This window comes from Paracoccus sp. BR5-17, assembly GCF_055693925.1.
The window spans coordinates 1,708,588-1,719,496 of record NZ_JBVFUV010000003.1 but is presented as its reverse complement, the minus strand read 5'-3'; the positions used below and the strand labels follow the sequence as shown (position 1 = coordinate 1,719,496).

Genomic DNA, 10,909 nt, shown 5'->3' with positions numbered 1-10,909 from the left:
GCTTTCGGCCTGCCCATGCAACAGGCAGGCCGCCGTCGTGACGGTGCCTTAACGGTTCTTTCATGCCGCTGTTGCATCCTTCCTCCATCCCCAAGCGGCACCAACAGGAGGCGGTCATGCCGGTGGTCAAGGTCGATGCCGATCGCACGCAGCCGGGGGAACTGGCACAGGCCGTCCGCGCCCTGCCCGACCACGCGCCGCTGATTGTGATGATCCACGGCTATCGCTATTCCCCCACCCTGCCCCGTTGCGATCCGCACCGGCTGATCCTGGCGCTGAACCCCGTCCCCGCCCACCGCCGGGTGCTGTCCTGGCCCCGCGCCCTGGGTTTCGGCGGCGACGACCCCGACGAGGGGCTGGCCCTGGCCCTGGGCTGGGAAGCGCGCGGCAGCCTGGGACAGGCCTATGCCCGCGCGGGCGAGGCGGGACGGGCCGCCGGGGCGCTGGTTTCCGGTCTGGCGGATCTGGCGGGGCGGCCCGTGGCGCTGATCGGCCATTCGCTGGGCGCGCGGGTGGCCCTGCAGGCGCTGCGCCACGCGGCGCCGGGCAGCATCGGCCGGGTCGTGCTGCTGGCGGGGGCGGAATTTCGCGACACGGCGGCCGTGGCCCTGGACAGCCCGACCGGACGCGCCGCCGAGGTCCTGAACATCACATCGCGCGAGAACGACCTGTTCGATTTCGCCATGGAGCTTTGGCTGGATCGCGGCCGCAGGCAGGCTCTCGGCTTGGGGCTGGACCGGCCCGCGGGGAACTGGCTGGACGTGCAGATCGACGATCCCGCCACCCTGTCGGCCTTGGAGGCGATGGGCTTTCCCACGGACCGGCCGGTGCAGCGCCTGTCGCACTGGTCGCCCTACCTGCGCCAAGGGCTGTTCGATTTCTATCGCACGGCGATGGCGCAGCCCTGGGCTCTGCCCCTGTCGCTGCTGCGCACGCGGCTGCCGGATCGGACGCAGCCGCGATGGTCGCGTCTGCTGGCGGGGCCGGCGCCGTCGGGCAGCGCCAGCGCGTGAGCTATTTCGTCGCGTCGTCGGTAGGAACCTCGATCGCGTGGGCGCGATAGAGGCCGGCATTGGCCAGCAGGAACACGAAGATCACCAGCGGCATCCCGAAGGTCTTGAAATAGACCCAGGCGGTCTCCGACATGCCGCGCCAGACGATCTCATTGGCGACGGCCAGCCCCAGAAACAGCAGCGCCATGCGCGCGGTCAGCTTGCGCCAGCCCTGCGCGTCCATCGGCAGGGCCTCGGACAGGATGGCCTGCAGCCAGTTGCGCCCCGAAAGGAAGCTGTAGCCCAGCAGGCCCGCGAACAGCAGATAGATGATCGTCGGCTTGATCTTGAAGAAGCGCGGGTCGTTCAGCCAGACCGACAGGCCCCCGAAGACCACCACCAGAACCAGCGTGGCAATCTGCATGGGCGACAGCTTTCCCGTCAGCCGCCAGCGGACCAGCGTCGTGAGGGCAAGCGCCGGGATGAAGACCAGCGTGGCGAAGACCAGCGGCGTGTAGTCCTGCCCCCACAGCGCCACCGGGGCGCCGCGGTTCAGCATGAAGACCCCGAAGAACAGCAGCAGCGGCCCCCATTCCAGCACTTGCAGCACCCAGGCCTTGGGCTCCTTCATCGCATCATCCTTGTCCGTTGGCGTGGTTGGCGTGGTTGGCGTGGTTGGCGTCCTTGTCCCGCATCGCGGGGCCGCAGGCAAGCCCGGCGCGGTCAGTCCAGCCGGATCGCCGCCAGGATCGGACCGGGCATGTCCTTGTCGCGCTCTTTCTGGACCAGCAGGGCGTGCCGGGTATCGGCGGGGAAGCTGTCATCGGCAAAGCCGCCGGGATTGACGGTGATCCGCAGCGCGCCCGCGCCGTCCCACTTGGCCAGCCGGTCCAGCCCCAGGACCACATTGGTATAGGTGATGACCTTGCCGCGGTTCTCGCCCGCGGTCATGCGGACCTCGCGCCGGGGGGCATAGCGGACCAGCAGGATCTGGACCGTGCCGCCCAGGTCGGACAGGGGCATCAGCTCGATCACCTCGCCCCCGGGCGTGGTGTCGCGGTGAACGCTGATCATGGCGGGCGACAGGCGGCTGGCGTCGATCAGCGCCATCAGCTGCACCGGCCCCAGCGACACGGCGGTGTCCTGGCCATCGACGATGATCTGCGGCGTATAGACCGACCGCTCGCCCGCCGCCCGGGCATAGCGTTCCTGGCGCAGCGTGAATTCGGGCCGCGCGAAGCTGTCGGTCCAGCCCAGATAGTCCCAGTAATCGACGTGGAAGGACAGCGGCAGGATGTCGGGGGCCTCGGACAGGCCCGCCAGCATCGCATCGGCGGGCGGGCAGGACGAACAGCCCTGAGATGTGAACAGCTCGACCACCACCGGCGTCGCGTCGTTCTGGAGGCCGTAATCCTTGAGAGGCGGCGGCGCGGCAGCCGGATCGCCGGCGGCGAAGCTGTTGAAGCCGCCCGTCTCGGCCGGGACATCGGGCAGCGCCGAGGGCGCCATCCGCGCGGGATCCTTGGGCGCGGCGATGACCGGCGCCGCATCGGCTTCGGGCGCGGCCGCCACAAGACCCGCCGCCCCCGTCCCCTGCGGTTCCGGGGCCTGAGCCGAGGCTGCCCCGCCGCCCAGAACCAGGGCCAGCCCGCAGAGGGCCGCGTGGAGGAAAGTTCTTGCCTGTCTGGCTGCCGTTTCGGTCAGCATTCGGGATCCGATGCGCGGTTGACGTGTTCCCCTGCATAGCCCCCGGCTTCGACGAGAGCCAAATCAAGGCTTCGTTAAGGCGGGCGCGGCCCTTGCTCCGTGCCTCTTGAGCAACAACGACCGGTATGGTATGCGATTGCATACAAATTATGGTGTGGCATCTTGCGCAGTCCGGCGCCATCGGGCAAATCAAGGCCACGCAAGCCCGACCCATCCATCTCGCAGACAGGGAGGCCCCCAATGCCCATCCAGATCGGAACCGACACTGCCAGGACGCGCCGCACGCTGACGGCCGGCGGCCAGGACTATGCCTATTATTCGATCGCCGCCGCCACCGAGGCGGGGCTTGGCGATTTCTCGAGGCTGCCCGCCTCGCTCAAGGTGGTGCTGGAGAACCTGCTGCGCTTCGAGGATGGCGGCTTTTCGGTGTCTGTGGACGACATCAAGGCCTTTGGCGAATGGGCGGCGCAGGGCGGCAAGAACCCGCGCGAGATCAACTATCGCCCGGCGCGCGTGCTGATGCAGGACTTCACCGGCGTTCCCGCCGTCGTGGACCTGGCGGCGATGCGCGACGGCATCATCGGGCTGGGCGGGGACGCGCAGAAGATCAACCCGCTGAACCCCGTCGATCTGGTGATCGACCATTCGGTGATGATCGACGAATTCGGCAATCCGCGCGCCTTCCAGCGCAACGTCGATCTTGAATACGAACGCAACATCGAACGCTACCAGTTCCTGAAATGGGGGCAGAACGCGTTCAAGAACTTCCGCGTCGTCCCGCCGGGAACCGGCATCTGCCACCAGGTGAACCTGGAATACCTGGCCCAGACGGTCTGGACCGACACCGACCAGAACGGCGATCTGGTCGCCTATCCCGACACGCTGGTGGGCACCGACAGCCACACCACCATGGTCAACGGCCTGGCCGTCCTGGGCTGGGGCGTGGGCGGCATCGAGGCCGAGGCCGCCATGCTGGGCCAGCCCGTGTCCATGCTGATCCCCGAGGTCGTCGGCTTCAAGCTGACCGGGCGCATGGTCGAGGGCACCACCGCCACCGACCTGGTGCTGAAGGTCGTGCAGATGCTGCGCAAGCACGGCGTCGTCGGCAAGTTCGTCGAGTTCTACGGCGAGGGGCTGGACAACCTGCCGCTGGCCGACCGCGCGACCATCGCCAACATGGCGCCCGAATACGGCGCCACCTGCGGCTTCTTCCCCATTGACGACGAAACCCTGCGCTATCTGCGCAACACCGGCCGGGACGAGGACCGCATCGCCCTGGTGGAAGCCTATGCCAAGGAGAACGGCTTCTGGCGTGGCGCGGACTATGCGCCGGTCTATTCCTCGACGCTGGAACTGGACATGGGCACCATCGTCCCGGCCATCTCGGGTCCGAAGCGGCCGCAGGACTATCTGCCGCTGACCGATTCGGCCGCGACCTTCCGCAAGGTGGTCGCCGACTACCGCGGCGGCGCGCAGGACGATGGCGAGGTGATGGTCCGCGACGTGCTGCGGACCGTCCCCGTCGAAGGCACCGACTACAGCATCCGCGACGGGTCGGTGGTGATCGCGGCGATCACCTCCTGCACCAACACCTCGAACCCCTATGTGATGATCGGGGCCGGCCTGGTCGCCCGCAAGGCGCGCCAGCTGGGCCTGAACCGCAAGCCCTGGGTCAAGACCTCGCTGGCGCCCGGTTCGCAGGTCGTCGGGCAATACCTGGAAGCCGCCGGGCTGCAAGAGGACCTGGACGCCCTGGGCTTCAACCTGGTGGGCTATGGCTGCACGACCTGCATCGGCAACTCGGGTCCGCTGGGCGATCCGGCGATCAGCAAGGCGATCCACGACAACGATCTGGTCGCGACCGCCGTGCTGTCGGGCAACCGCAACTTCGAGGGCCGCATCAGCCCCGACGTGCGCGCGAACTTCCTGGCCTCGCCGCCGCTGGTGGTGGCCTATGCCATCGCGGGCGACCTGAACATCGACCTGACCCGCGACCCGATCGGCCAGACGCCGGAAGGCCGCGACGTCTATCTGAAGGACATCTGGCCCAGCAACCAGGAGATCGCCGAACTGGTCCACGCGACCGTGACGCGCGAGGCGTTCCAGGCCAAATACGCCGACGTGTTCAAGGGCGACGCCCGCTGGCAGGCGGTCAAGGTCACCGACAGCGAGACCTATGACTGGCCGCCCAGTTCGACCTATATCCAGAACCCGCCCTATTTCCGCGGCATGTCGCCTCGGCCGGGCGTCATCAGCGATATCGGCGGCGCGCGGGTGCTGGCCATCCTGGGCGACATGATCACCACCGACCACATCAGCCCGGCGGGATCCTTCAAGCCTGACACGCCGGCCGGCCGCTATCTGATCGAACGGCAGGTGGCACCCAAAGACTTCAACAGCTACGGCTCTCGTCGCGGCAACCACGAAGTCATGATGCGCGGCACCTTCGCCAACATCCGCATCAAGAACGAGATGCTGGACGGCGTCGAGGGCGGCTTTACCAAGGGTCCGGACGGGCAGCAGACGACCATCTTCGACGCGTCGATGGCCTATCAGGCCGCCGGCACGCCGCTGGTAATCTTCGGCGGCGTGGAATACGGCGCGGGCTCCAGCCGCGACTGGGCGGCCAAGGGCACCAACCTGCTGGGCGTCAAGGCGGTGATCGCGGAGTCCTTTGAACGCATCCACCGGTCCAACCTGGTCGGCATGGGCGTCGTGCCCCTGGAATTCCTGCCGGGCGAGAACCGCAAGACCCTGGGCCTGAAGGGCGACGAGGTGGTGTCGATCGAAGGCCTTGCCGGCGACTTCAAGCCGCTGTCGCTGGTGCCCTGCACCATCACCTATGCCGACGGCACGGTGAAGGAAATCCAGCTGAAGGCCCGCGTCGATACCGAGGTCGAGATCGAATACCTCAAGAACGGCGGCGTGCTGCATTACGTGCTGCGCAACCTGGCCAGAAGCTGATCCAGCACCCCGACAGGAGAACCCCCGCTGCCAGCCAGCGGGGGTTTTTCATTGACCCCGGGCCCCTTCCCCGCCATATCCGCCTGGCGCGGAGGGCTGGATGACCGCGGCGGTGCGCCGTCGAGGAAAGTCCGGACTCCATGAGGCGACGGTGCCGGGTAACGCCCGGCGGGGGCAACCCCAGGGAAAGCGCCACAGAGAACAGACCGCCTGCATCCGTGCAGGCAAGGGTGAAACGGTGGGGTAAGAGCCCACCGGGGGCTTGGCAACAGGCCCCGCACGGCAAGCCCCACCGGGAGCAATGCCGAATAGGGACCGCGCGCGGGGGCAACCCCGCAGGGCCGCCTTGCCCCAGCAGGTCCGGGTAGGCAGCTTGATCCGGCGGGCAACCGCCGGGCCAGAGGAATGGTCATCCAGCCGCGAAGGCGGTGGACAGAATCCGGCTTACAGGCCCTCCGCGCAAACCGGCGCCTGCCCGCGATTTTCCCGCGATTCGGGTTGACTTCGCCGCGCGTGCGGGTAAAAGCCGGGCTTCAAACGAATTCCCCGGGGTCTGCGCCGCGCGATTGCCCCGAAGCAGGAGCACTGACATGGCGAAGCCGACCACCATCAAGATCCGGCTGAACTCGACCGCCGGCACCGGCCACTTCTACGTGACCAAGAAGAACGCCCGCACCATGACCGAGAAGATGACCGTTCGCAAGTTCGACCCGGTGGTTCGCCAGCACGTCGAATACAAGGAAGGCAAGATCAAGTAGGATCCTGCCGGACAGGGCGGGCCTTCCGGGCCTGTCAGGACTTGGGGGCGCCTTCGGGCGCCCTTCTTCTTTGCCGGTCGCCCGGGCCTGCCGCCGGAACCCGAAGCCGTCCTCTGCGCTATAGCAACAGCGCCCCCTGCGGGGCCTGAACGCGAAAGGACCTTACGATGGTCGGAAAGATGCTTACCGCAGCCTTCGCCGCCGCAGTCGGGCTGACGCCTGTCCATGCGCAGGACGTGGGCGAGATCGTGGGCGGGATCGCCCGCCAGTATCTGCAGCAGGAACAGGACCGCGCCGCCTATGCCCAGGCGCAGAGCGCCGACACGGCCGAGGCCTACCAGACCTATCTGCGCCAGTTCCCGAACGGCGCCTATGCCGCGCAGGCGCGCGACCGCATCCAGAGCCTGGGCGGCACCGTGCCCACCCTGCGCAGCCAGGCGGCCGACGCCCAGTCCGCCGATACTCTGGGCCTGACCCGCCAGCAGCGGCAAGAGATCCAGCGGCAGCTGAACAGCCTCGGCTACAGCACTAACGGCGCGGACGGCAATTTCGGGCCGGGCACCCGCCGCGCCATCGGCCTGTGGCAGCGCGACCGCAACTATGCCCAGACCGGGTCGCTGACCGCGGCGCAGGCCAACGAGATCCTGAACGGCGGCGGCGGTGGCGCGACGGCCACGGCGCCTGCGGCCCTGTCGGCCTCGGTGGGTCCGGCCGGCAGCGAGGCCGACCTGGGCCTTGGCGTCGCGCAGCGCCAGGCGGTGCAGGCGGGGCTGACGCGGCGGGGCTTTGACACCGGCGGCGTGGACGGCGTCTTCGGCCCCGGCACGCGCAACGCCATCGCCGCCTGGCAGCGGGCCAACGACCTCGAGGCCACGGGCTATCTGACGGCCGCGCAATACGACCGGCTGGTGGCGCCCTAGGGCAGCACGAACTCTACGCCGGGCAGGACGGCGATCTCGGCCGCATCGGCGCGGTACTGCGCCGTCACCCGGTCCACCAGATCCTGCGTCCAGCCCGGCAGGTCGATGTCCAGGTCCAGGACAGCCGGCAGGCCGTGATCGCGGATGATCCGCGCGGACAGGGCGCGGCGCCCGGCGACGGTCAGTTGGTCCTGCCCCGCCAGCGCATCCTTCAGTTCGGCCAGCCCGGCCGGGGTCAGGATCTCCTCGAGATAGGTCATGGTACCCTTCAGCGGCGCCCCGGGGGGAATGTCGCCGGCCAGCCGCGCCACCTCGGGCCAGATCAGTGGCACGTCCTCGTGGCACCAGATCACCACCCGCCGCCCGGGCACGGCGCGCAGCAGGCCCTGGATCGCCTCGCGCCAGCGCAGATCCAGCGGCTGGCGCCCCTGCATCAGCACGTGATAATCGCCCCCCGTGAAGATCGGCAGCACCTCGGCCAGAAGCGAGGCGGGGTTGCGCATCGCCAGGAAGAACTCGGCCTCGTGGTCGGGAAACAGGTTGGCAAGCGCCGCAGCCCTTGCCCCCATCTGCGGGTAAAGGCCCGCCTTGCCCACGACCCGGCCGGGCGCCCCCATGAAGGTGGGCGTGGAAAAAACCGCGCGCCGGGGACTGTCGGCGTTCAGCACGGCGTCCAGCATGATCTGCTGCATCTCGGCCGTTGCCGGGCCCCCGCTCAGCGACATCAGCGCCTCTTCGAACAGGCCGCGATGGCGGTTCGGGGTGATGACGTCGGTGCCGTGCTGCATCAGCCGGTCGCGGTTGTTCAGCAGGGTCTTGAGCAACCTGTCCCCATCGGTGGCGTGAACCCCCAGGTGAAAGACCATCTGCATGTCGGAACCGTCCCTTTCGCCGCCTCAACCCGGGCGTGTGCCTGCAACCTAGCCCAGTTGTCCCTCCAGTCAAACCGCTTCGGCGGCCTTGGCGGCGCTTGCAGAACGTGCGGCTTCGCGGTATCGCCGGACCGTGCGCTGTGCGCGATGCCGGTTTAGCTCAGCAGGTAGAGCAGCTGATTTGTAATCAGAAGGTCGCGGGTTCGATTCCTGCAACCGGCACCATCCCCGCATCCTTCCCCGCCCCTCGCCGTTGGACATCGCCGCCGGGCCGACCTATAACGCGCGCGACATCCAGACGCTGCGAAGGTGCATCATGATCAAGGTCTTCGGCCACACCGCCCCCGACACGGATTCGACCGGCTCTCCCATCATCTGGGCCTGGTATCTGAACCAGATCCGCAAGACCCCCGCCCAGGCGATCCTGCAAGGCGAACCCAACACCGAAGCGCAGTGGATGCTGTCGCGCTGGAACCTGGAAAAGCCCCTGATCGCCGCCGACGTGGCCGAGGGCGATCAATGCGTCGTGGTCGATACCAACAACCCCGCCGAACTTCCCCCCAGCCTCGAGAAGGCCGAGGTGATCGAGATCATCGACCACCACCTGCTGGCGGGCGGCATCAAGACCCGCGCGCCTATCAACATCACCATCCGCCCGCTGGCCAGCACCGCCACCATCATGCATGACCTGATCGGCGATGATCTGTCGCACGCGCCCGAGGGCATCAAGGGCGCCATGCTGACCTGCATCCTGTCGGACACGCTGGAGTTCCGCAGCCCCACCACCACCCCCCACGACCGCGCCGTGGCCGAGAAACTGGCCGCCGATCTGGGCGTCAACATCGCCGACTTCGCGACCGAGATGTTCGCCGCCAAGTCCGATGTCAGCGCCTTTTCCGACGACGCGCTGCTGCGCATGGACAGCAAGGAATACGAACTGGGCGGCAAGCAGCTTCGCATCTCGGTCCTGGAGACCACGGCCCCGCAGGTGCTGCTGGCGCGCAAGGACGCGCTGCTGGCGGCCATGCCCCGCGTCGCCGCCGCCGATGGCGCCGATCAGGTGCTCCTGTTCATCGTGGACATCCTGCGCGAGCAATCGACCCTGCTGGTGCCCAACGACTTCGTGCGCCAGATCGCCGAACGCAGCTTCGGCGTCACCGTGACGGGCGATTCCGTCGTTCTGCCCGGCGTGATGAGCCGCAAGAAGCAGATCATCCCGGTGCTTGCCGTCTGATGACGCGCATCATCCGGTCCCTGTCGCAGATCAGCGACGATTACGACGTCCTGTTCTGCGACCTGTGGGGATGCCTGCACAACGGCAGGCAGCCCTATCCCGCCGCCGTCGAGGCGCTGCAGGCTTTCAGGCGGAAGGGCGGCAGGGTCGTGCTGATGACCAACGCGCCGCGCCCCAACCAGTTCGTGATCGCGCAACTGGACCGGATGGGCGTGCCCCGCGACGCGTGGGACCGCGTGGTCAGTTCGGGCGACGCCGCGCAAGAGGCGATGTTCTCGGGGGCGGTCGGCCGCCAGGTCTGGCACATCGGCACGGAAAAGGACGACGGCTTCTTCAACGACATTCCCCCCGAATTCGCCGACGCCCCGCCGATCGCCCGCGTGCCCCTGTCCGAGGCCGAGGGGATCGTCGCCACCGGCCCCTTTGACGAGTTGACCGAAACCCCGGCCGATTACCACGACCGGCTGATGCAGGCGCGCGACCGTGGCCTGCCGATGCTGTGCGCCAATCCCGACGTGATCGTGGACATGGGCGAGACGCGCATCTACTGCGCGGGCGCCCTGGCCGAATACTACGAGGGGCTGGGGGGCACCGCGCTCTATTTCGGCAAGCCCCACGCCCCCATCTATGACCGGGCGCGGCGGTTGCTGGACCTGAGCCCCGAGGCGCGGATCCTGGCCGTGGGCGACGGCATCTTCACCGACGTGAAGGGTGCCATCGACCAGGGCATCGACGCGCTGTTCGTGACGGGCGGGCTTGCCGCCGACGAACTGGGCCCCGATGTCGAGAACCCGGACAACGCCTTGCTGCTGGACTGGCTGGGCAGCCGCGCCCAGGCGCCGCGATACAGCATCGGCCGGCTGCGCTGACCCAAGTTGCGGCCTTCAGGCCGCAGAGGTTGCACAGCAATTAAATTATACTTAAGGCACTTTCCGGGCATTATTGTTGCCGGCCTATCGCTTCCCTGCTATGCAGAAGGGCGAACGACCGGCCCTGGCTATGGGATGCAACATGCTGGACAACCTTCCCCGCGGCACCATCGTCATCGAGGATCTCGAGGTGGGCATGACCCGGCATCTGCTAAAGCAGGTGACCGACCGCGACATCGACCTGTTCGCCGAGGTATCGACCGATCGCAATCCCGTCCATCTGGACGACGACTATGCCCGCGACACCATCTTCCAGGGGCGAATCGCGCACGGGATGCTGACGGCCGGGCTGGTCTCCGCGGTGATCGGCGAACAGCTTCCGGGCCACGGCACCGTCTATCTGGGCCAGACGCTGAAGTTCTTGGCCCCCGTCCGCCCCGGCGACGTGGTCCGGGCCGAGGTGACGGTGGACAGCATCGACCATGCGAAACGCCGTGTCACGCTTGCAACCCGCTGCCTCGTGGGCGATACGGTCGTCCTGAAAGGCGAGGCGGTCGTTCTGGCGCCAAGCCGCAAGTTCGACTGACGGGGCG

At 67.9% G+C, this 10,909-nt stretch carries 10 protein-coding genes, 1 tRNA gene and 1 other RNA gene; 9 read left to right on the top strand and 3 right to left on the bottom strand.

The window, feature by feature from the left end; genetic code table 11:
• The first annotated feature begins 116 nt into the window (after nt 1-116).
• On the top strand, nt 117-1,013 hold the full coding sequence (locus tag ACZ1HC_RS09965; protein ID WP_472699834.1) for a hypothetical protein: 897 nt from the start codon (nt 117-119) through the stop codon (nt 1,011-1,013).
• A gap of 1 nt (nt 1,014) precedes the next feature.
• Here ACZ1HC_RS09965 and ACZ1HC_RS09960 read toward each other — a convergent pair whose 3' ends face one another.
• Together ACZ1HC_RS09960 and ACZ1HC_RS09955 are read right to left on the bottom strand one after the other, a co-directional pair.
• On the bottom strand, nt 1,015-1,623 hold the full coding sequence (locus ACZ1HC_RS09960) for an inner membrane-spanning protein YciB (RefSeq protein WP_472699833.1): 609 nt from the start codon (nt 1,621-1,623) through the stop codon (nt 1,015-1,017).
• A 92-nt stretch (nt 1,624-1,715) separates the two neighbouring features.
• Nucleotides 1,716-2,699, bottom strand: a complete 984-nt coding sequence (locus tag ACZ1HC_RS09955) for a DUF1223 domain-containing protein (protein ID WP_472699832.1) — start codon at nt 2,697-2,699, stop codon at nt 1,716-1,718.
• Nucleotides 2,700-2,939: 240 nt separating this feature from the next.
• Between ACZ1HC_RS09955 and acnA the strand changes: the two genes are divergently transcribed.
• The 4 genes from acnA to ACZ1HC_RS09935 all read left to right on the top strand — a co-directional run bounded on the left by acnA (nt 2,940) and on the right by ACZ1HC_RS09935 (nt 7,341).
• A complete protein-coding gene (gene acnA, locus ACZ1HC_RS09950) occupies nt 2,940-5,663 on the top strand; it encodes an aconitate hydratase AcnA (protein ID WP_472699831.1) in 2,724 nt (907 codons plus the stop codon).
• A gap of 88 nt (nt 5,664-5,751) precedes the next feature.
• Nucleotides 5,752-6,126, top strand: an RNA gene (gene rnpB, locus ACZ1HC_RS09945) — RNase P RNA component class A.
• 127 nt (nt 6,127-6,253) lie between these two features.
• Nucleotides 6,254-6,421, top strand: a complete 168-nt coding sequence (rpmG, locus tag ACZ1HC_RS09940) for a 50S ribosomal protein L33 (protein WP_089389030.1) — start codon at nt 6,254-6,256, stop codon at nt 6,419-6,421.
• A gap of 167 nt (nt 6,422-6,588) precedes the next feature.
• Nucleotides 6,589-7,341 (top strand): peptidoglycan-binding domain-containing protein, encoded by a 753-nt coding sequence (locus ACZ1HC_RS09935; RefSeq protein ID WP_472699830.1) that lies wholly within the window; start codon nt 6,589-6,591, stop codon nt 7,339-7,341.
• Here the strand turns inward: ACZ1HC_RS09935 and ACZ1HC_RS09930 are convergent.
• A complete protein-coding gene (locus ACZ1HC_RS09930; protein WP_472699829.1) occupies nt 7,338-8,213 on the bottom strand; it encodes a hypothetical protein in 876 nt (291 codons plus the stop codon). The two genes, ACZ1HC_RS09935 and ACZ1HC_RS09930, sit on opposite strands and share 4 nt — an antisense overlap.
• 149 nt (nt 8,214-8,362) lie before the next feature.
• Between ACZ1HC_RS09930 and ACZ1HC_RS09925 the strand changes: the two genes are divergently transcribed.
• The 4 genes from ACZ1HC_RS09925 to ACZ1HC_RS09910 all read left to right on the top strand — a co-directional run bounded on the left by ACZ1HC_RS09925 (nt 8,363) and on the right by ACZ1HC_RS09910 (nt 10,902).
• A tRNA-Thr gene (locus tag ACZ1HC_RS09925) sits at nt 8,363-8,438 on the top strand.
• A 91-nt stretch (nt 8,439-8,529) separates the two neighbouring features.
• The gene (locus ACZ1HC_RS09920) at nt 8,530-9,447 is read left to right on the top strand and encodes a manganese-dependent inorganic pyrophosphatase (protein WP_472699828.1); all 918 of its coding nucleotides are present in this window, start codon (nt 8,530-8,532) and stop codon (nt 9,445-9,447) included.
• Nucleotides 9,447-10,316: a TIGR01459 family HAD-type hydrolase gene (locus tag ACZ1HC_RS09915; protein WP_472699827.1), complete on the top strand. Its 870-nt coding sequence runs from the start codon at nt 9,447-9,449 to the stop codon at nt 10,314-10,316. Before ACZ1HC_RS09920 ends, ACZ1HC_RS09915 begins: the two co-directional genes overlap by 1 nt.
• Nucleotides 10,317-10,458: 142 nt before the next feature.
• The gene (locus ACZ1HC_RS09910) at nt 10,459-10,902 is read left to right on the top strand and encodes a MaoC family dehydratase (protein ID WP_472699826.1); all 444 of its coding nucleotides are present in this window, start codon (nt 10,459-10,461) and stop codon (nt 10,900-10,902) included.
• Nucleotides 10,903-10,909 lie beyond the last annotated feature (7 nt).

Coding starts and splice junctions, on each gene's coding strand:
- ACZ1HC_RS09920 (WP_472699828.1), top strand. CDS start 8,530: ATGATCAAGGTCTTCGGCCACACCGCCCCCGACACGGATTCGACCGGC.
- ACZ1HC_RS09965 (WP_472699834.1), top strand. CDS start 117: ATGCCGGTGGTCAAGGTCGATGCCGATCGCACGCAGCCGGGGGAACTG.
- ACZ1HC_RS09935 (WP_472699830.1), top strand. CDS start 6,589: ATGGTCGGAAAGATGCTTACCGCAGCCTTCGCCGCCGCAGTCGGGCTG.
- ACZ1HC_RS09915 (WP_472699827.1), top strand. CDS start 9,447: ATGACGCGCATCATCCGGTCCCTGTCGCAGATCAGCGACGATTACGAC.
- ACZ1HC_RS09960 (WP_472699833.1), bottom strand. CDS start 1,623: ATGAAGGAGCCCAAGGCCTGGGTGCTGCAAGTGCTGGAATGGGGGCCG.
- rpmG (WP_089389030.1), top strand. CDS start 6,254: ATGGCGAAGCCGACCACCATCAAGATCCGGCTGAACTCGACCGCCGGC.
- acnA (WP_472699831.1), top strand. CDS start 2,940: ATGCCCATCCAGATCGGAACCGACACTGCCAGGACGCGCCGCACGCTG.
- ACZ1HC_RS09930 (WP_472699829.1), bottom strand. CDS start 8,213: ATGCAGATGGTCTTTCACCTGGGGGTTCACGCCACCGATGGGGACAGG.
- ACZ1HC_RS09955 (WP_472699832.1), bottom strand. CDS start 2,699: ATGCTGACCGAAACGGCAGCCAGACAGGCAAGAACTTTCCTCCACGCG.
- ACZ1HC_RS09910 (WP_472699826.1), top strand. CDS start 10,459: ATGCTGGACAACCTTCCCCGCGGCACCATCGTCATCGAGGATCTCGAG.